Annotated in this window: 17 protein-coding genes; 14 read left to right on the top strand and 3 right to left on the bottom strand. The window is 33.1% G+C overall.

Translation table 11 applies throughout. The annotated features are described in order from the left end of the window. Positions 1–277 precede the first annotated feature (277 nt). The 3 genes from CLU82_RS17095 to CLU82_RS17085 form a co-directional block, all read right to left on the bottom strand. A complete protein-coding gene (locus CLU82_RS17095; protein ID WP_100844233.1) occupies positions 278–1,696 on the bottom strand; it encodes a PLP-dependent aminotransferase family protein in 1,419 nt (472 codons plus the stop codon). Positions 1,697–1,790: 94 nt separating this feature from the next. Then, positions 1,791–2,726: an EamA family transporter gene (locus tag CLU82_RS17090; RefSeq protein ID WP_100844232.1), complete on the bottom strand. Its 936-nt coding sequence runs from the start codon at positions 2,724–2,726 to the stop codon at positions 1,791–1,793. 44 nt (positions 2,727–2,770) lie between these two features. Further along, positions 2,771–3,175 carry a hypothetical protein gene (locus tag CLU82_RS17085; protein WP_100844231.1) on the bottom strand — a complete coding sequence of 135 codons (405 nt, stop codon included), beginning with the start codon at positions 3,173–3,175 and terminating at the stop codon, positions 2,771–2,773. Between the two features lie 576 nt (positions 3,176–3,751). Between CLU82_RS17085 and gndA the strand changes: the two genes are divergently transcribed. The 14 genes from gndA (at position 3,752) to CLU82_RS17015 (ending at position 21,720) form a co-directional block, all read left to right on the top strand. Next, positions 3,752–5,158, top strand: a complete 1,407-nt coding sequence (gndA, locus tag CLU82_RS17080) for an NADP-dependent phosphogluconate dehydrogenase (protein ID WP_100844230.1) — start codon at positions 3,752–3,754, stop codon at positions 5,156–5,158. A gap of 20 nt (positions 5,159–5,178) precedes the next feature. Continuing rightward, positions 5,179–6,690 (top strand): glucose-6-phosphate dehydrogenase, encoded by a 1,512-nt coding sequence (gene zwf / locus CLU82_RS17075; protein ID WP_100844229.1) that lies wholly within the window; start codon positions 5,179–5,181, stop codon positions 6,688–6,690. Then, a complete protein-coding gene (pgl, locus tag CLU82_RS17070) occupies positions 6,687–7,406 on the top strand; it encodes a 6-phosphogluconolactonase (protein ID WP_100844228.1) in 720 nt (239 codons plus the stop codon). Before zwf ends, pgl begins: the two co-directional genes overlap by 4 nt. A 383-nt stretch (positions 7,407–7,789) precedes the next feature. Then, complete coding sequence (locus CLU82_RS17065; protein WP_100844227.1) at positions 7,790–8,710, top strand: phytanoyl-CoA dioxygenase family protein; 921 nt, start codon at positions 7,790–7,792, stop codon at positions 8,708–8,710. A 642-nt stretch (positions 8,711–9,352) separates the two neighbouring features. Beyond that, on the top strand, positions 9,353–9,874 hold the full coding sequence (locus tag CLU82_RS17060) for a cupin domain-containing protein (RefSeq protein ID WP_100844226.1): 522 nt from the start codon (positions 9,353–9,355) through the stop codon (positions 9,872–9,874). Between the two features lie 307 nt (positions 9,875–10,181). Continuing rightward, complete coding sequence (locus tag CLU82_RS17055) at positions 10,182–12,953, top strand: phospholipase D-like domain-containing protein (RefSeq protein WP_100844225.1); 2,772 nt, start codon at positions 10,182–10,184, stop codon at positions 12,951–12,953. A gap of 31 nt (positions 12,954–12,984) precedes the next feature. Next, positions 12,985–13,881, top strand: a complete 897-nt coding sequence (locus CLU82_RS17050) for a hypothetical protein (RefSeq protein WP_100844224.1) — start codon at positions 12,985–12,987, stop codon at positions 13,879–13,881. Positions 13,882–14,349: 468 nt separating this feature from the next. Then, the gene (locus CLU82_RS17045; RefSeq protein WP_198520236.1) at positions 14,350–14,775 is read left to right on the top strand and encodes a hypothetical protein; all 426 of its coding nucleotides are present in this window, start codon (positions 14,350–14,352) and stop codon (positions 14,773–14,775) included. Positions 14,776–14,793: 18 nt separating this feature from the next. Further along, positions 14,794–16,674 (top strand): GMC family oxidoreductase, encoded by a 1,881-nt coding sequence (locus CLU82_RS17040; protein ID WP_198520235.1) that lies wholly within the window; start codon positions 14,794–14,796, stop codon positions 16,672–16,674. 6 nt (positions 16,675–16,680) lie between these two features. Next, complete coding sequence (locus tag CLU82_RS17035) at positions 16,681–17,910, top strand: ferritin-like protein (protein WP_100844221.1); 1,230 nt, start codon at positions 16,681–16,683, stop codon at positions 17,908–17,910. A 44-nt stretch (positions 17,911–17,954) separates the two neighbouring features. Next, positions 17,955–18,317 carry a putative quinol monooxygenase gene (locus CLU82_RS17030; protein WP_100844220.1) on the top strand — a complete coding sequence of 121 codons (363 nt, stop codon included), beginning with the start codon at positions 17,955–17,957 and terminating at the stop codon, positions 18,315–18,317. A gap of 68 nt (positions 18,318–18,385) precedes the next feature. Beyond that, positions 18,386–19,414 (top strand): heme-binding protein, encoded by a 1,029-nt coding sequence (locus tag CLU82_RS17025; RefSeq protein WP_100844219.1) that lies wholly within the window; start codon positions 18,386–18,388, stop codon positions 19,412–19,414. Between the two features lie 62 nt (positions 19,415–19,476). Then, positions 19,477–20,214, top strand: coding sequence for a Dabb family protein (locus tag CLU82_RS17020; RefSeq protein WP_100844218.1), 738 nt, complete (start codon positions 19,477–19,479; stop codon positions 20,212–20,214). Between the two features lie 45 nt (positions 20,215–20,259). Continuing rightward, complete coding sequence (locus tag CLU82_RS17015; RefSeq protein WP_100844217.1) at positions 20,260–21,720, top strand: FAD-binding oxidoreductase; 1,461 nt, start codon at positions 20,260–20,262, stop codon at positions 21,718–21,720. Positions 21,721–21,766: the final 46 nt, after the last annotated feature.

The following is a 21,766-nucleotide window of genomic DNA, read 5'->3' as shown; positions in this document are numbered from 1 at the left end:
CCTATCCTCTGGGACTTATTGTACTCTGCATTCTTTAAGCAGGCTGGTTCTTCGTCTAAGCTAATTATCCAACCCTAATTACTTATTTTATAATACCCTATCAATCCCAAACAGGACATCCAAACTAAATTCATAAAGCCAATGAAAGACAGGCTCTAGATATAGTAAGCCAATCTCTTCAAATCTTCCATAAATTTTATAGAAATTTGTCAAGTAGAGGTAACGAAACTAAAAGCTCAATTCTTTCGAATTGAGCTTTTTTTTATTTCTTTTCAAATCAACACAACACTTTTTTAAAAAATTCTCCTAGTCGTCTTAAGTCGTGCTCGAGATTATCATCCCAATGCAATGCAAAATTTAATCGCATACAGTTATTAAACTGATTGTGTTGTGTAAACATCCTCCCTGGTGCAAAGCTTAATTTTTGCTTTATTGCAAGGTCAAATAATTCATTTGTATCGAGTCTTTTATCCAACTCCAACCATAAAAAAAAACCTCCTTGTGGCTGAGATATTTTAGTGTTTGGAGGAAAATGTTCTTCAATAGTTCGCTGATATTTAAGGCAGTTTGTATGCAAAGTCTGTCTGAACTTTCTCAAATGATGATCATACCCACCAAATTCCATAAAATCTGCTATAACTTCCTGATACAATGTGGGCATTGAAACCGTCTGTAATAATTTTTGTGATATGATTTTATTCTTAAACTTTCCTGGCGCAACCCACCCTACTCGATACCCAGGGGCTAAAACTTTAGAAACTCCGCCACACCACATAACAATTCCAGCTTCATCAAATACTTTACAGGCTTTAGGTCTCGATTCTCCAAAATAAAGATTTCCAAATAGATCATCTTCTATCATGGGGACATTATAGTAAGTCAACATTTCTACCAACATCCTTTTATTATCATCTGGCATCAAACTTCCCATCGGATTATTGAAATTACTAACAAAACAAACGGCATTAATCTTATGAATTACTTTTTTTAAAGCTTCAATATCTACTCCTAATACTGGATGCGTAGGGAGTTCAATTACATTCAACCCCATTGATTTTGCTAATTGTAAAATTCCAAAATATACTGGGCTTTCTACACCTATTGTATCACCTCTCATCGTCACTGCCATCAAACAATTAAATATAGCACTCATAGTACCTGGAGTAATAACAACATCATCCTCAGATAATTTTCCTTCAAATAACAATGCCCATTTAGCAATATTTCTTCTAAGATTTATATTTCCTTGCGCGGGTTCAATTGTCATACCGCTACCTTCAAGATTGCGGGCAATTTTAATTACACTTTTATTTAATTTTGCAATTGGCAACAAACTATTGTCAGGAATCCCCAAGGAAAACTGCCTAATATCTTTGTAATTTAATGTATCATATATTTTATTGATTAATCCATCAGGATTTTTTTCTTTACCTAAAATATCTGGTTGACTAATCGATGGAAGAGCAAATTTCCTTTGACTTGTTTTACTTACATAATAACCTGATCTTGGCCGAGAATCTATCAGTGACTTACTCTCTAACTCCAAAAATGCTTGTTTTGCAGTATTAAGACTAATATTATGTAGCTTTTGAATGGATCGTAACGATGGAAGCTTGTCTCCGATTCTTAATGTTTCAGAAAAAATTTGTTCTTCTATTATTCTTGCTACTTTAAGATATAAAACTTCTTTTTCCATTTTTTAAAAACTTTTTCTGTGTCCTGTAAATTTACAAAAAACACAACTGTATCTAACAGTGTTTTTTATCTAGCTTCCACTTCTTTCTAAACTATTATTTTCCTTTATCAATAATGTTATATTTATCTTTTTTAAATATTATCCATATTAGATTCTGAATCTGTTTTTCAAGAAGATTAAAAATCAAACCACTCATTACAAACAAAGAAGCTACTAATTTCCATAAAGATAAGTCTTCACCTAAAAAAAGACCTGCACTCAAAAATGCAACTACTGGTATCAATAAAGTAAACGGTACTACAACTGCTGTTGAGTACGTTTTCATTAGAAATCCCCAAATTCCATAACCAATATGTGTAGAGAAATAAACCACATAAATAACTGCTAAAACTGTAGGTAAAGAAATATTTTGCACTGAAGCCAAAATTAATGTTGGACCATCCATGAAATAAGAGAAAATTGCCATCAGAGGAAATGCTACTAGATTTCCCCATACCACCAATGAAAGTGGCGATTGAGCATCTACTTTTTTGGTAAACATATTTCCCACAGACCAAGAAAAAGCTGCTAATAAAGTCATTATAAGTCCTAAAAATGTACTACCTGCATCAACATGACTAGCGACAATTCCAATTCCGATAAATGAAATTAATGAACCTCCTATTTTCCAAAGACTCGGTCTGTCATTGAAGAATAACACTGCTAATCCCATTGAAAAGAACACCGAAACTTGAAGAACTAGTGAGGATAATCCGGGCGTTAAACCAAGATGGAGCCCGCAAAAAAGAAACCCAAACTGGAAAGCAAAAGTAAAAACACCATAACCAATGATGTACTTTAATGGTGCTTTAGGCTTTGGAAGAAAAAATACCCAAGGAAGTGCCGCAAATCCAAAACGAATAGCACAAAAAAGAAAAGGTGGAATAACTTTCAGACCTTCATGAATTGCAATGAAATTAATACCCCAAATAACAATTGTTAAAAGTGCTAAAAGAATATGCTTTGGAGTTATAACAATATTTTTTTTCATTTTTATTAATGATGAATTTAGAAGTAATACTTGATTTTCTTCTATTAGTTTAATTTTTCGGTTTGGTTTATCCAGTTTACTAATATCTCAACTTGTCTTTTAAATTTGGCTGTATAAGCTAAATCAAATTCTTTATTATTAAGAAACGAACGAAAGAGTAGCTTTTTAGCATTTTCTTCTAATTGATATTTAATTTTCTCTTCGTCAGGTTCATTTATAAAAAATGAGTTTATTTTAATTATACCTGAAGTATTAATAACAGCTGAAGAATATCCAATTACTTTATCTGCAAAACTAACTAGTTGAAGCGGAAGTCCGAATGCTTCTGTTAATAGTAGATTAGTATCACTTTTTATGTTATTTTGATAAATATTTAAAATTACATTTAGATCAAATATCGTTATAGGTTTAAACTCAAACAATTCCGCTTTTTCGATTTTTGTTTTCATAATGATACACTTATTTTGAATACAAAAATAATCAAGCTTTACTACTAGACACAGATACAAAAAGTCATTATTTAACGGGTACAGATTTAATATTTAATCTTCACAAAACTTTTTAAATGTATTCCAATTTCTTCAAATCTCAAATAAAATAGTTTGAGATCTGTATCGTAGGCATTACAAAAAAAATCAATTCATTAAATGAGCTTTTTTTATTCAATTAATGTCCCGTTAAGTCATATTGAATCGAGTAAAAGTAATAATTATTTAATTTATATTTTTTTAATATAAAAGCGACGTCTCACATTAAATGCAACAAAAACAAACTATTGAGTTTAATTATTACTTTATATTTTCATATCCCGTTTATTCGCAAAATTTCCTCAATGAAGTTTATTATCTAATATTCCTAGCTTTTTTCTAACTTAGCACAAGATAAGTAGCGAAAATAAACGCTGTAAAGCAAAACTTACTTCAAAATAAACACATTTTACGAAGTATCAAAAAAATTTGTACAGTACATTCTCTTAAAATTCGATCTACAGTAGCATAATAATAATTTAGTAAATTTTAAAATTTATGAACACATTTGATTTTGGAATTGTTGGACTTGGTGTAATGGGGCGCAACCTACTTTTAAACATTGCCAGTCAAAAATTCGCCGCAGTTGGTTTAGATTTGGATGCCGAAAAAGTTAGCTCACTCCAAAAAGAAGCAGATCCAAACCATATAATCGAAGCAACTACAGACGTTCTACATTTTGCTGAACTTATACAACGTCCCAGAGCTATTATGTTATTGGTTCCTGCTGGAAAACCAGTAGACAGTGCTATTCAAAGTCTTCTACCCCATTTAGATGAAGGAGATATCATAATTGATGGTGGTAACACTTACTTTACCGATACAGACCGAAGGTTCCTAGAATTATCTGCCAAAGGAATTCATTTTTTTGGTATGGGAATTTCAGGGGGAGAACAAGGGGCAAGATTTGGTCCTAGCATGATGCCTGGTGGTGATAAAAAGGCCTACGAAAGACTTCGCCCTATTTTTGAAGCTATAGCTGCAAAAGTAAATAATGAACCATGTGTGGAATATTTAGGAAATGGATCTGCTGGAAATTATGTAAAAATGGTACATAATGGAATCGAGTATGGAATTATGCAACTTATTTCTGAAATTTATGACCTGATGAAAAGAGGCTATAATTTGGATGAAGATACAATTGAGCAAATATTCGAAGAATGGAACCAAACCGATCTTAAATCATACCTAATCGAAATAACGGGACTTATCCTAAAAAAGAGAGACGAAAATGGTCTCAGGCTGATAAATCAAATATCCGATTGGGCAAAATCTAAGGGAACAGGAAAATGGACTTCTCAAAATGCTATGGACCTACAGGTACCAGTTCCGACCATCGATGCTGCAGTTGTAATGCGCGACATGTCTAAAAGCAAGCCTGAAAGAATCGTTGCAGCAACTAAATTAGTTTGGAACAGTAAACCAATAGATATAAACATTCCAGAAGTAATTGCCTCTCTTAAATCTGCTTTATACTTCTCTATACTAACAACGTATGCGCAAGGATTGGCGCAGCTTAAAACTGCTTCTAAAGAATACAATTACGGACTAAATTTAGAAACCGTTTGTAAAATTTGGCGTGGAGGTTGTATTATCCGTGCAGATGTTCTTGAAGATTTCCGAAAAGCATTCGCTCAAGATCCTGATTTAGCAAATATTCTTTTAGATTCAGATATTGCATCTAAACTCAATGAAAGCCAAAATGGAATTAGAGAAGTTATTCAATTTGCAGTTCAACAAGGAATACCTACTGCAGGATTAATGAATTCTTTAGCCTATTTTGATGCTTACAGATCTGCAAATCTTCCAACAAACCTAATTCAGGCACAACGTGATTTTTTTGGTGCGCATACGTATGAACGTATAGATGCAGCAGGTATCTTTCATACCCAATGGATTGATTAAAAAACTTTAAGCGCAACAAAATGAGGAATGTCAAAAATATAGATCCAACTATCATTGTTATTTTTGGATCAACCGGTGACCTAGCAAAAAGAAAGCTTTTTCCAGCATTTCAAAATTTGTTTCTAGATGGTCGTATGCCAGAAAAATTTCAGATTATCGCACTTGGAAGGGCAGAAAAAAATGATGAAGAGTTTCGTAATTATGTCATTGAAAATTTAAATCTATTTTCAAGAAAAAAAGTGCTTTCTGATAAAAAGACTCAAAAATTTCTATCACATATAACTTATCTGAGGCATGATATTGACAAAGAAGAATCGTATTATGATTTAGATTCAAAATTAAAAGCTATCGATCAAACTTTTGGTGTACGCGCCAATCGTCTGTTTTACCTTTCTATTTCACCTTCATTAATAACTACTATCACCGAAAACATACATAAGATAGACCTTATGCCGAATGTTAAACAGGATCGTATCATTATTGAAAAGCCATTTGGTTACGATAAAAATACAGCAAGAGAGCTAAATGAAATTCTCTCACAAACCTATAAAGAAGAGCAGATTTACCGCATAGATCATTATCTTGGTAAAGAAACCGTTCAGAATATCCTTGCTTTCCGTTTTGGAAATTCAATGTTTGAACCTTTATGGAGCCGTAATTTCATTGATTTTGTTCAGATTACTGTAGCAGAAGAAGTAGGTGTTGAAGATCGTGGTGAGTTTTATGAAGGAGTCGGTGCTTTAAAAGATATGATTCAAAACCATCTTCTTCAAATTTTATGCATGACTGCTATGGAAACTCCAGCTTCGTTAGGAGCAGATGATATCCGAAACCGCAAAGCAGATGTACTGAAATCTATTCGCCGTATAAAACCTGATAAAGTTAATCATTACAGCGTTAGAGGGCAGTATGATGCAGGTTTCATAAAAGGAAATCCTGTACCAGGATACCGGGAAGATAAAAAAATAGCACCAGACTCCAATACAGAAACGTATGTGGCAATGAAAATTTATTTGGATAATTGGAGATGGCAAGGTGTTCCTTTTTATCTGCGTACAGGAAAAAGAATGCCAGAAAAGCAGTCTTCAATAATTATTCAGTTTAAACCAGTTCCACATTCCTCTTTTTCTTATGGAAATGAAGGTATGACTGCAAATAGGCTTATCATAAATATTCAGCCCTCAATGGATATAAAACTTCAGTTTATGGCAAAAAAACCAGGACTGTCAATGTCATTAAGCCCTGCAGAAATGGTATTTAATTACTTTTCATGCTCGACGATGTCTCCAGAAGCCTATGAAACCTTAATAGCAGATGCTTTAGCAGGAGACCCAACCCTTTTTATGCGTTGGGATCAAGTAGAAGAAGCTTGGGATGCAATCGATACAATCTTGGAAGTATGGAAAAATAATGCTCCTACAAATTTTCCTAATTATAAAGCAGGAAGTTGGGGACCTGAAGCGGCTGATGAATTACTTGCTCGTCAAGGACACGCTTGGGTTTCTAATACATCCGAAAACACTGAAAAATGATACAGATATTTAACAATATAGAAGATATTAATACTAAAGCTGCAGACATTTTTGTACAATCTGCCAATAAAGCAATACAGGAAAATGGCAAATTTACTGTAGTACTTACTGGAGGTTCATCTCCTGCAGGTATATACAAACTATTAGCATCATCAAATTACAAAACAAAAATAGACTGGAAGAATGTTTATGTTTTTTGGGGAGATGAACGTTGGGTTCCTCTTGATGATGACCGCAGTAATACAAAAATGTCTTTTGATACTATTCTAAATCATGTTCCTATTCCTAAAAATAACATTTTCCCAATGTATGCGGATAGTACTTCACCCGAAGATTTCGCAATTACATATGAACAAACTGTTAAAAGCATTTTAGGGGAAGACGGAAAATTTGATCTTATCTTACTAGGAATGGGAGACGACGGACATACTGCATCACTTTTCCCTGGAGAAGCTGTCCTAAAAGAACAGACAAAATGGGTAGTTTCATATCGTCTGGAATCTCAGAATATGCATCGAATTACTTTGACTTCTCCAGTAATTAATAAAGCAGAGAAGATTGTCGTAGTTGCATTCGGTGAAAAAAAAGCACATGCTCTTAAAGAAGTACTTCATGGAGATTATAATCCTAATACTTATCCGATGCAGTTAATTAAACCTATTTCGGGAGAATTATTATTTCTTGTTGATAAAGGAGCAGCTGGAACAGAACACTAGATTCCTTTAGGATAAAAATTCATTCTTCGTCTTTTATAATCAAATTTCTTTAAATCATGTATAAATTGGTCTAAAATTTGCATTATAGAGGTCGTAAAAAAAGCTCAATTTATACAAATTGAGCTTTTTTTACGACCTCTTACCAATTTATGAATAGGATTAGATTTATAAAAGTCATTTTTTTTAAATGTGACAAAACTTGAATTTTACTTGAATATTAAAACCGGTATTCATACTTTTAATACGTAACTTTAAATGAATATCTTTATAGTAAGCTGAAATTTTGTCTACATATAGAGAGTTCAAACTATTTTGAGATTTAAATATTGATTAAGGTCAAAGAACTAATTTTTAAAAAGTCTAAAAACTAAAACTACCAGAAAATGCCTTGGATTATTCTTGAAAAATTATGGAAAAACGCATTACACCCATCTAGCGTTCCTACCGCAAGTAATACTCGAACTTGGGATACAGAAATTAAAACTTTGTATAAACTGGGCATTAGTATAGAAGATACACTAGAGTTTTTATACTTTGAAAAACCTGATTTTGAAACTTTTAAAAAATGGATCATTAATAGACAGAAAAATGAAAATCATGAATTGGAAGATGTAACTCATAAAGTTCTTTCTGATCAGGATCTCAAATTTTGGAATAAAAACGGTTACATTATTATAAAAAATGCTATTTCAAAAAAAGATTGTGAAGAAACACAACAAGCTATTTGGGATTTTTTAAAAATGGATCCCGACAAAAAAGAAACTTGGTATAAAAGACATCAAAATCAAAAAGGATTAATGCTTAATTTTTCAGATCATGAAACATTAAATAAAAACAGATTTTCTCCAAGGATAAAAAAAGCATATGAACAACTTTACAATACAACCAAAATATACAAAACCATTGACAAAGTAAGTTTTAATCCTCCGGAAACTGAAGAGTTTAATTTTTTAGGAAGCTCTCTCCACTGGGATACTAGTTTATATCAACCCATTCCATTTGGACTCCAAGGACTACTCTATCTCACAGATTGTGGCATTAACGATGGAGCTTTTCATTGCGTACCAGAGTTTCATAACAAAATAAATCACTGGCTAGACAACCTTGAGCCAAACGAAAACCCAAGAGAAATAGCTCTCAAAACATTACATCCCAAGCCTATAATTGGTAATGCTGGTGATTTTATAATCTGGAACAATAAATTACCTCATTGTGCTACTCCAAACAAAGGAAAAAGCCCAAGGATGGTTCAATATCTTACCTACTTACCAGATGATTATGATACTTCTGGAGAATGGTTATAATTTTTATAATTAAGAATCTAAAGTAATAATCTAGCTGATCGTTTTTTAAAACTAAAATACAAATCAATTAAAATAGGATTGATACATTTAAGTATTCAGTTTTAAAAAATGAATTATTAAAACAGTAAAAGTTCTCATCTGAAACAATTAACTACAAAATATTAAAAATCAAATAGTTATTATTGTTTCGAAAAAAAAAAACTTCATACTACATCACATCCTTTCATGACATAGAATTTCTCTCTTATGTCAATTTCTAAAAAATGATTTTTTATCTAAAGTATTTTTAGTTTATAAAATACAAAACCAAGACTAATCCAGCATATAAAAGCTAGGTTAAAATTGCTCATACCTATGCTTTAAAATTTGTAAAAAAACAGCAAAGGTTTAATCACTTAAATACAGATTGGCTACAAAATATGGGAAGATATAAAAATACCTAATTTGTGAAATTTGTTAAGGATAAAGGAGGTGAGTATTTTTCCACCTATCACATCAGTTTCTTAAAATCACTCATAGAATAACAAAACAATTTAAAAAGTCACAAAGTTACCAATAAACTCTATTAACGTAATAGAACCTCTCCTCTCGGCATTAACCCATTAACAAATACTTTTTAGAAATAATAATTAAACAAATGAAATGATGACTCCAGAAGAAATAAAAATAAAATTGCAATTAGAACCCAATAATGAAGAAGGAGGCTTTTTTGCATCTGTATATCAATCCGAAATCCTAATTCCAAACACTATATTGCCTGGTTTTCCTCCTACCAATAATCTTCGTCCTCTCTCAGGAGCAATTTACTATTTTCTGGACCAATCAGGATGTTCAATATTACATAAGGTAACTGGAGATATGGTATATCACTTTTATAGTGGTGATCCTGTAGAAATGTTATTACTATATCCTGAACAATATCCAATAAGAACAGAAATTTGCATATTCAGTAATGATGTATTAGCTGGAGGTAAACCAATGAAAGCAATACCTGGTGGTACTTGGTTGGGTTCACGATTGTTAACCGGAGGGAATTATGCTCTAATGGGAGTAACTATGGCTCCTGGATTTAGTCCAACCGATTATTCAATTGGTGATAGGAAAGAGCTAATTGAAAGCTATCCTGAACAGAAATCATTAATAGAAATATTAACAAAAGACTAAACCAACTTAATAAATTTTGGATAATTATGTCAAATTTTATTAAAATGGATAGTGCTGAAAATGACTTCCTTTTTTTGAGATTACTGTTTATCTAAAATAAACACTCACAAAGTTTTCATTCTGATATAATTGCATAAATAGATTGAAACAATATTTAAACATAATAGTAAATCTGGAATATTATTGAAAAGCATACCCATTATATAAAACTAAAAGAACACGCTACAGAATTAATGAAGATTCCAAATTGTAAATACCTATCTGACCAACTTTTGAATATTTAAAACAATACTAAACACCTAAAGTCATGATCAAAACTAGTACAAATCCACCTTATAATACAATAGACAGTTACAAATTCATTGAACGTCTTAAAAACCGTGATGAAGAATTACTCCAAGAATTTGAGGAAAAAGGAACTACAAAAGAAGAAAGCTTTAAGATGTTTGAAGGCAGAAAAAGTCTTATTGCAATTGAATCGAACGAAAACATGGAATTAAGACCCGAATCCATTGTTGCCCACTTCAGACCTGTACTGCTCATTAGAGACAATAAAATAGTTCCCGAATTTATAGGCGATGAAGTAAAAACATGGATGAAAAGAATAATGGAACAATCTGCTATTCTTAATACGGTAATACCAGCAGTTGGAAGGATTGAAATAAATAATAATCCCTCATATAATTGGGTTGGAACAGGTTGGTTGGTCGATAAAGACATCATAGTTACAAATCGTCATGTTGCTACCATATTTACCCAAACTAGAGGTGGGTTCGGATTTAAAATAGGTTTTCCAACTGGAAGACAAACGGCACATTTAGATTTTTTGGAAGAAGACCAGAGAAGCAACAGCCTTAATTTTGAAGTTGACTCTGTATTGTGGATGGCTGAAAATGATAATAATCAACCTGATGTAGCATTCCTTAGACTCAAGACTCCATTAAATGGACCTATACTACCCAAGCCAATCGAATTAGAAGAAAGCGTCGAAGAGGGACAAGTAGTTGTAACTATAGGCTACCCTGCTAGAGACCCTGACTTTCCTAATCTGGAATTAGAATTACAAGTTTTTAATAATATTTTTGATAAAAAAAGATTAGCTCCTGGCGAAATTATAAAAATAAGTGATGTTGAATTACAGCACGATTGTTCAACTCTTGGAGGTAATTCAGGTTCCGCAATAATAAACTTGGCTACTGGTAAAGCAGTTGGCTTGCACTTTGCGGGCATCTTTATGAAAGCTAATTATGCAGTACCTGCTTCAAAAATAAGTGAACTATTAAAAAAATTAAAAGCTGGTGAATTATCTGGAATGAAAATTCCTAGCAATGAAATTATTCCAGTAGCCCAACCAGATTTTGTTAAATTACAAAATCTAACACAAAACGATACACCAGGTACTTTCTCAATGGAATTAAATATTCCTTTAAAAATAACCATTGAAGTTGGAGGTATGAATCTAGGTACAATCCAATCATCAAATATAAAAAACTTAACACCTATAGGTTCAACAAATGTATCAGAACAAGCATTGAACGCTGCAAGACAGTCTCTCAAAGACTGGCCTGATATACATACAATAAGACTTGGTTACCGATTTCGTCGAGGATGGATAACAGATGAAGAGGTAATTGTTGTTGAAGTACTTGAAAAAAAGGATCTTTTAGAGCTAAGGAAAAATAATACTCCAGTTATACCTTCAGAATTCTTAGGTGTGGGAGTAGATGTTCGCTCAATAGATGTTCTAGACCAATTACAAAATTTAAATGTCAATATCAATGCAGAAAGTGTTCCACGCTCTGGCAACTATATAGAACCAAAGAATCTTAAATTAGAACCTATTAATGAAAACATGACTGCCATATTTCATGTCAGTCCCGATTCGGGATTTCCAAACCTCAAAAAATTTATTGCACGTATTAAAAAGAACTTGACTGCCACTATGTACGAGTGGGATATTAATCATATCAGCAACGCTATTGCAGAAGCTATTACCAATGTAGATGGCAATTTAAAAATGGTCACTCAAAAAACAGGAACCCAAGAAGCTGTTGAGGACATGAAACAACGTCTTAAAAATCGGTTTCAACACCAATGGGCATCGGTTGGCACAACAAAACTGATTCCAAAGGCTTATCATATAAAAGTAGCCACACGTGACCGTGAAGAATTTTGGTTAAGCAGTGGGAATTGGAAAGATTCAAATCAAGCAGATATTAATCCCGCAGATGAAAATTCAAAATCAAAAACCCCTCTAAACAAACACAATAGAGAATGGCATGCAATAATAGAAAACAAAAAACTTGCATCACTATTTGAAGATTATATAAATTTTGATTTTGAAGAAGCAAAGCGTGTTCCTCTTGAAGAAAAAGCAATTGCTGAACCTGTTTTTTTAATAATCAAAGAAAATGCTTTGTCCAATAATTTTGTTCCAAAATATTTTAATCCCTTAATTATAAAAGATCGCAAACTTAACATTCAACCATTACTTACTCCTGATCGCGATGATAGAGGAAGAAGAATGTTTATGGTTTTTGCAACATCAATAATACAAAATGCAAAATCTTCAATAAGTATAGAAAATCAATCATTTACTCTACTCGAAGATAATAATGAAGCCTTTGAGCGCTTTTTTAATGTTTTAAAAATAAAACAAGATGAGGGATTGGTTATAAAGATAATTTTTAGAAATCTTGAAGAATTCCATAATAGTAATAAAAAGGTACTGGAAGAATTAAAAAAAATTGGACTTGATACTAATACTATTAAAGTACAGAACAAATGCCATACCAAAGCTATAATTGTTGATCCTGAAGATGAAAATAATGCAGCAGTACTTTTTGGAAGTCATAACCTTACCAACAGCGGTGCTCTTTTTAACAGAGATGCCAGTCTTCTTGTAAGAGATTCCGAAGTCGCGCGTTATTTCAAAGAAATTTTTGAATTTGACTGGAATAATCTTGCTAAACATGACATTGGAGACATTCCTACTACAGTTAATATTGCTTTACATAATGAAGCTCCTTCAGTTGGTCATTATAAAATCTCTCTTGAAGAATTATTAGCTAACATATAATCGTTAGAATAACATTAAAAAATAATTTAAAATGACTAAAAATTCCACCAATATAATAACTGATATAATTTTAGACTTTGATGGTACATGTACTCAAATAGATCTTATCTACAAAGCATATCTGAGACAATACTTATTAGAAATCAATAAACTGGTTCCATTTATAACACCAATAAGTAATACCGAATGGAAAGAAGCACAAAATTACATAATAGCAAATTCTCCAAAAGCTTCCTGGACGATTGCTACTACTCCAGCTGCACCAGCTGCAGCTGATCCGTATATATTAGCATTTGAAAGTGCTAAATTAGTTATGAGAAAACAAGGGATAAAGACTGATCCTCCGTTCGAAGCACATAGCAATTCTAATAATGAAAACCAAGCACCTTTTCGCACTGAAGCACGAGATGTATTTAGCAAACTTCTTGAAAAAGAAATAAATATCCATTTTATTTCAAATTCTGACTCAACCAAAATTACCAAAAGACTCTGTGATCTTTTTGAAAGAAACAATCTTCCACCTGGTATCTCTGTAGAAAGTGAAGCAAATAAATTTAGAATATGTGAAATAACATTAGAGCAATCAAAAACCACTTCAATTTCTAATAATTTAAGAAAGACATTTGAAGATTTACCAGCAATTCATAGTTCCATTTCGGTAGATGGCCGTCCAGTATATTTAAGAAGAGCATTTTATTTTGAGGCAATATGCAAAGCTTTATCAGGCGACATTTCAAAATTATCTTCATCTATTTTTTGTGGTGATATCTGGGAAATGGATTTAGCAATGCCTAAAGCTCTAGGTGCAAATATTCACTTAATTGAGCGTTCAAGTCCTTTTGAAACGTATGAATATGAAAGAGAAATGGTTCTTAAAAATAATGGTAAAGTTAGTTTTGAGTTAAATGGACTAATGGGCTGGTTCTAATTTTCATTATTTATTCAACATACTGAGTTTGCATAGTAAAAATCAATTAAAATGGATTATCAGAATTGGAAAATTCACTCCTGAAACAAATAAGTTCAAGTCATTAAAAACCAATAAGTTAATAAGTTTAAAAGTAAGAAAATAATTCAACACTACATAAAATCCTTTCATGACATTGAATTTCCCTCTTATGTCAATTTCCAAAAAATGTTTTTTTATCTGAAGTATTTTTAGTTGTACAAAACAAAGCTCAATATAAACTAATACTACTCTAGTGTATCGAAACTAACTAAAGTTGTTACTATTTTGTTTCAAAATTTGTAAAAAACCAACAGTAAAGGCGTGTTACCTTTTGGATAAATAACTACATCTGTAACTCTAAGCACTTGCACTTGAATATTGATCTAAATGACAAATGTAATTTCAAAAAATAACTTTATTAACAACAAAAACCAAACAACAAAAATCATGGAACCCAATTCTCAAACAAAACTCTTTTTAGAGGTTTCAGCCCTACTTACTGGCTTCAGTAAAACGGAACTCAAAGCGACTGGAATGCTAGAAAGTTACTACAACACGATTCTCAAAAATCTAGATAAAGAAGATATCGATTACTTCTTTCTGGATATCCACTTACTACTCAATCACAAATCATATACTGAAAAAGATATTGAAGCCATTTTAGCTTCAAAATTTATTGCTAATTCATCTTATAACGGGCTTGCAAAAAGCATCATTATCCTTTGGTACACTGGAAACTGGGGAGGCGAAGTAATATCGTCAGCTTCATATATTCAAGGTCTTATGTGGGATGCCATACACGCTCACCCTCCTGGAGCTAAACAACCTGGTTATGGCTCTTGGGCAGAACTTCCTCTTTCAGTAAAAAAATAATAGTAAAAAGTCATTCAAATGGAAAATAATTATGATGTAGTAATTGTTGGCTCTGGAATTGCAGGATCAATAATTGCTAAAGTACTTACCAATGCTGGTAAAAAAGTTCTAATGTTAGAAGCAGGTCTTTCGGCAGGTATTGCAATGGATCAAGAAGCTAATTTTAAAAATTATCAAGATTATCTTAATACTTTTTATACTGCTCCCATAAAAGTTCCCAACTCACCATACCCAAATATCAAAGACGCTCCTTCTATTGATGTACTTGATATAGAAATTATCAAAAAAAACAAACCCTCTACTAAAGGATATTTGGTTCAAATGGGACCGATACCCTTTGCTAGCGACAATACCAGAGCTCCAGGCGGAACCACTTTGCACTGGCTGGGAACAACACTTCGAATGCTGCCAAATGATTTTAAAATGAAATCAAAATACGGTGTTGGTGTAGATTGGCCAATTAAGTATGAAGATATGTCTCGTTATTATCAAATGGCTGAAAATGAAATTGGTGTTTCTGGCAATGTTCAGGATCAAAACTATCCTATTGAACAAAAAAGTATTTTTGGCAAAGACTATGTATATCCGATGAAAGGTATACCAACTAGTTATCTTGATGGTGTAATGAAGAAGGTTATTGACAAAAACAATAAAATTGTACTCAATGATAAGACATACGAATTATATTGTATAAGTACACCACAAGGACGAAATTCAATTCCAAATCCTGATTATGACATTAATGGTGTCGAATGGAATCAAGCTACAAAAACTTTAGATATCATAAAAACCGAATCTGGAGATTATAATCCCGTTGGATCTAATTGGGATCCTTATACTGGTCAACGTTGTGAAGGAAATGCAAGCTGCGTACCTATTTGTCCAGTACAAGCAAAATACAATGCATTAAAGACATTCCGAAAATGTGACATGGGGAATCTTACAGTAAAAACACAAGCTGTAGCTTCCAAATTATTAATTAATGAAACTTCAAACTGGATTAATGGCGTTGAATACAAAACGTATATCAATGGCAGTTCTAGCGAATATGAAACACATGTAGCAAAAGGAACATTATATGTAATGGCAGCCAGCGCTATCGAAAACGCTAAGTTGTTACTAGCTTCTGGAGCTGCAAATAGTAGCGATCAAGTTGGACGCAATTTAATGGACCACATGACAGTTTTGAGATGGGGATTATCCAAAGATCCTATTTATCCATATCGAGGTCCTGGTTCCACAACCAATATTCCAACTTTTAGAGATGGTGAATTTCGTAAAAATCATGCAGCATGGATACTACCTTTAGATAACTGGGGTTGGGCATGGCCAACAGCATCTCCTGGAACTGATGTAATTAATGCTGTCAATGAAGGTATAATCGGTAAAAAACTGCGTGCAAAAATTGAAGAAACTGTGACTAGACAATTCTTTACACACTTTGAATGCGAACAAGCTCCTGATCCTGATAATAGAGTAACTATAGATCCAACATACAAAGATAATATAGGCAATTATAGACCTGTTATTCATTATAAAGCCACAGAATATATGTTGAAGGCATTTGAAGCAACAGGTATTGTTTCTGATCAAATGTTTAGTCAATGTGATATTGAAGATTTTACAGAATACAAACCTGGACAAGATGCTGATTATGTTACTTACAAAGGCAAGGGATACACTTTTGCTGGGGCTGGCCATATTGTAGGAACACATCGAATGGGATTTACAAAAGAAGATTCAGTTGTAGATTCTAATATGCGTACTTGGGATCATGAAAACCTATTCTTAGTAGGCTGCGGTAATATGCCAACTCTTGGAACCTCTAACCCAACTCTAACAATGTCTGCTTTAACTTTTAAAGCAGCTGAAGCTATTCTTAAACAACTTGAACAATAACTAATCATGGAAAATAAATTATTTCAAAAAAACAATCCAAATCGTCAAAAACTAATTAAACCAATTGCCGATTTAGACATTAACGAAGAAGTTGCATCAATTTCTTTAGAGAAAGCCTCTTTTGTAAAAAATGAAATGCCAACAATGTTAAAAAAAATGTCTGTAAAAGATGTAAAAAATTACGTCAAAGACATTAAACATCTTCAGGATTGTCTTAGAACCGCATTGCAACTTGAACTATCTACAATTCCACCTTATTTATGTGGACTTTACACCATTAAAGAAGGCTCAAATGTTGAGGCTGGAGCCCTCATCCGAAGTGTGGTTGTTGAAGAAATGCTTCACATGGTACTCGTATCAAATATTCTTAATGCCATAACCGATCCTAAAACTATAAAAAAAGGAGAAAAACTTTTTAATGTTAAAGATATCATTCCAGTTTATCCTACTCCACTTCCAGGCGGTATAATACCCGAAGTTCCTAAAGGATCACCTCCTTTTGAAGTTCAGCTGCTTAAGTTTTCAAGAGAAGCATTAGATGAATTTTCTACTATCGAAAGACCTTCTAATCCTAAAGCCAAAATTACTGGACATTTTGATAGTATAGGGCAATTTTATGAAGCGATCCGTTATGGTTTACTCCGTTTAAACGAAACAACTCCTGGCGGAATATTTATTGGAGATCCTACACGTCAAATTACTCCAGAACATTATTATGGAAGCGGCGGTAAGATCACTCAAGTAATCACTTATGAAGATGCAGAAGAAGCTATTGGAGAAATCGTGGGACAAGGTGAAGGTATCGATGGTACTATTTCAACTGAGCAAGTCATGTTTGGCGAAGATATTGAATATGCTCATTACTTTAAATTCCAAGAAATAAGTTATGGACGCATGTACAGTGCCAATGATACAAATTTTCAAATGCCTGTAAAAAGTGTTCCAACTGGTCGTCCCTTTACAGTAAGCTGGTCATCAGTCTATAATATGAAAGCCAATCCAAAGATGAAAGATTACGAACATAATCCTGAATTAATGTCAAAAGCAATTGAATTCAACAAGGTATATGTTCAACTTCTTAACGGAATAAACGATGCAGTTAGTGGAGAACCAGACCTTCTTATTAAAGGAATCACAGTAATGTATGACCTAAAATACAAAGCTTTGGAATTATTAAATATTCCGTTAGGAAATGGAGAATGTGCAGGTCCAACATTTGAATATGTTGAACTTTAATTTTGAATATCGCTTATTAATTTTAACTAATAACTAAAAAAACTATGTATTACCCTCTCACTGGAAAATGGACAATCTTACCTGGAAATGAGGTAAAAGCCACTGAAGCTTTAAAAAAACTTGCGCAGGATGTGCAAGCAAACGAGCCTGAAACACTATTGTATATGGTGCATATTCCAAACTTTAATGCAAAAAGTCTCCCTACACCACCAGAAGGTGAAATTATTTTTTGGGAAGTTTATGAAGACGAAAATGCATTTTTAAAACATATAAATGGTCCACTTTTTACAACGTTTGTAAAAAACTATGGTGAATTATTCTTAAGTGATTTCAATACTCCTCCAAAGATTTACATGACCGCTGAGATATTGACAACAATTGAAGGATTTAGCAGAAAAGCACTTTAACTAATTAAAGCTAATCTTCAAATACTTTTTAAATTCTATCATAAATAAATTAATTCAAAAAAAATAAAATGGCTTTAGAACAAAACAATCCGTTAGCAAATCTAAACCTGTCTGGTTTAAATAAATTAGAAGCAAAAACAACTAATAAAACTGCAAAATTAAGTTTAAAAAGTGCGGTATTAGAAAGTGCCCCAATTAGTCAGCCGGTTGATCTAGGTGTATTAGAATCACTTATTGGTACCTGGGTTGGTCCAGGATTTAATTTGATTGAAGTGCCAAATATGAATCAGGCAAAACCAGGTCCGCCACCAGTAGACAAATTCAAAATCATATTAAATTCGACTGCAGAAACATTTACCTTTTCTTCTATTGGAGGTGATATTATTAATCGCGGTAATGCACAATCAGATATTACATTTATGGGTTTGCATTATTTACAGCAAGTAGATGATGTTAATCTTCCAAGCGGTCAAAATGGAATTCACTTAGAAACTGGTTTATTCCTAAACCTTCCTAGTGGTACAGATCCTGTTGTACAACCAAGTATTGCCAGATTAGGTTCAATACCGCATGGTGATTCAATTTTAGCTCAGGGAACTTTTTTTACTGTAGATGGACCTCCAGTATTTGAGGTTGCAGATCCTACTCCTTTTTTTATTGTAAATGGTAAGAGAGTTAATGATACAAGCGATACCTATTTATCACAATTAAGAAATGCTATTGCTCCTCCAGGTATTCCTCAAGACGTAATCATGAATCCAAATATACTTCTTGAAAATGCCATTAAAGAACAAAATATTATCAAAACGGTAGTTATCTTTTTAGATGCTAATCCTGTAGATGGTGTTGCAACTCCAGGCGCAACTGGTCCAGTTGGGGGTATTACAAATATTCCTTTTGTAAATGTAAATGCAAATGCCAATAGTTTATCAGCAATTTTCTGGATAGAAACGGTACAAAATGCAGACGGAACTACCTTCCTTCAATTACAATATACACAAACCGTGATTCTTGATTTTCCAGTTTTTGCTCCAGATGGAAGTGTTGTAGAGATTAAATGGCCTCATATTTCAGTAGCCACACTTCTTCTTCAGTAATCCAAATATTTTTTATTCAAAACTGAAGAATAATCTTTTATAAAACATTTAAAAACAATCAAATGGAAAATAATAAAATTTCGCCAATGTTGCTGCATAGTACTTACTTTAATCTTGGCACAAGCAATACGCCAAATATAATTGAGGCTTATATGTCTGAAGCCAGACAATATCTTTCAGAATCTAAAGATATGATCTCTTTCTGGATAGGTACAAAAGCGGCAGATATGGTTAGACCAGAGAATGACGTTAAGTATGATATTGCTATGCATCAGTTATTTAAAGATGAGGCTGCTTTTAATTTATACAATGCTAATGATACATCACATAATCAATTTGTTGCAGATGTAAACAGATGGGTTCCTGGGACGACAAGACGTGTAATGGATGCCAATGTAAGTAATCTAATCATTGGCGGGAATACTTCAGAAGCTCAATTTATTGGTGCTGATGGAAATTATCCGCAAAGTATGTTTCATAATCTGTATTTCTCACTGACAGACAAATCAGAAGAAAATATTAAAAAGTTTACAGACATCTGTGTAGAATATCTTTCTGGTCATCCAGGAATACAGCAATTTACAACTGGCGGTCTAACAGATATCAAAAGAGATGTTTCGGTACGCAATTTTGAAGTTGCGGTTTCTATTATCTACGAAAGTAAAAAAGCGTATGATGATTATCTTAAAAGCAAAAAGCATGATGACTTTTTCCCTGCTACTGCTGGAATGATTCAAAACACCTATATTTTCGATTCTTATTTAAAATACCAGTCAAAAGTATATTCACTGACAAGATAATTTCAGCGTCTTTAAAGAATATAATTAATCAAAAAATAAAAAATCATGACAGATAAAGCAATTCAGGAATTAATCAGGGAATTAAGCGGTTATGTACTGCAGCCTGGAGATTTAGAATATGAAGATGTTATACGTATCGATAACGGACGGATACAGTTCAGACCTCGTTTAATAATCTTCCCGGCAGTCATTGAAGATGTAAAAATTGGACTAAAGTTTGCCATTACAAATAATTTCCCCTTTTCGATAAAAGGCGGAGGTCACAGTGCTGCTGGTTATTGTCTTAATGAAGGTGGGGTAGTTATTGCTATGAAAAATTTAAACAGTATTACTTTTGATCAAAAGAAAGAAACTGTCACAGCCCAAATGGGTGTCATTTGGTATGATGTCTATAAATTTATGCAAGCTACAAATACGGGACTTGTTCCTGTTGGCGGCGGCTGTCCTACTGTTGCACCTCCTGGTTTTATGCTTGGTGGCGGGTACAGTTTTGTTTCCCGATCATACGGAATGAGCATCGACAATCTGGAAAGTTTAAAAATCGTTACTCCAGATGGTGAATTAAGACATATAGGTGTAAAAAGTACTGCAGCCGAAGACATAGACTTATTTTGGGCCTGCTGTGGTGGTGGTGGTGGGAATTTTGGTATTGTAGTAGAAATGGAAATGCGGGTTCGTAAACCAATGAGCAAAAAAATGCTGGTTGGACAAATTCGATATCCGTTAGAAATGGCCGAAGATGTCTTAGGCTATTACAATGATTGGGTCGAAACAGTACCAAACGAAATGGCTGTATATGGTTTTATGGGAAATCAAAAAGACCTAATCGATAAAACGACTAATGTAAAAGTTTTAGGGTTAACTCCTGTTTTTAATGGAGATGGTGCCGAAGGTATTGATCTACTGCAAGGACTTTTAAAACTAAAACCAATTAATGCCGATTTATTTAATATGACACTTCCAGATTGGGAGTTTTATAATGGCAACACGACCAGAGTAGCAGGCAGGAGTTCTTACATTCGGTCTACAGTACTCCCAAAAGGCGGAATGAATAATAATGTGGCCAAAGTTATTATCGACTCTATGAGTAAAGCCCCATCTCCAGACAGTTTTGCAGTTTGGACACATGCGGGCGGTGCGATAGAAAATGTCGCTTCGGATGCTACAGCTTATGTACATAGAAACACTCGATTTGTTCCCGAAATAAAAGCAATATGGGATTTAGACAAACCGGGTGATACACTTAAAAATGTTGAGTGGGCTTACGAATTTTTCGAAAGATTATCAGATGCTGGTAATTCAACTGGAGCTTATGTCAATTATATTGATCCTTTACAGCATAATTGGACAGAACAATATTACGGAAGCAATTATAAACGTCTTTTAGATATTAAAAAGAGGGTAGATCCAAATAACTACTTTAACTTTCAGCAAAGTATTGGTTCTACATTCAATCCAACAAAAGAACTTACAGATATCAGTCCGATAAACAGAACAAGAGTGTAATTCTTTATAAACTTAAATCCATTTTATCTTAAGATATCATATAATT

Origin of the sequence: Flavobacterium sp. 5, from assembly GCF_002813295.1 — a bacterium.
In the GTDB taxonomy this organism is placed as follows: domain Bacteria; phylum Bacteroidota; class Bacteroidia; order Flavobacteriales; family Flavobacteriaceae; genus Flavobacterium.
Note: the sequence above shows the minus strand (reverse complement) of the source record. Positions and strands in the feature narration are given on the sequence as shown.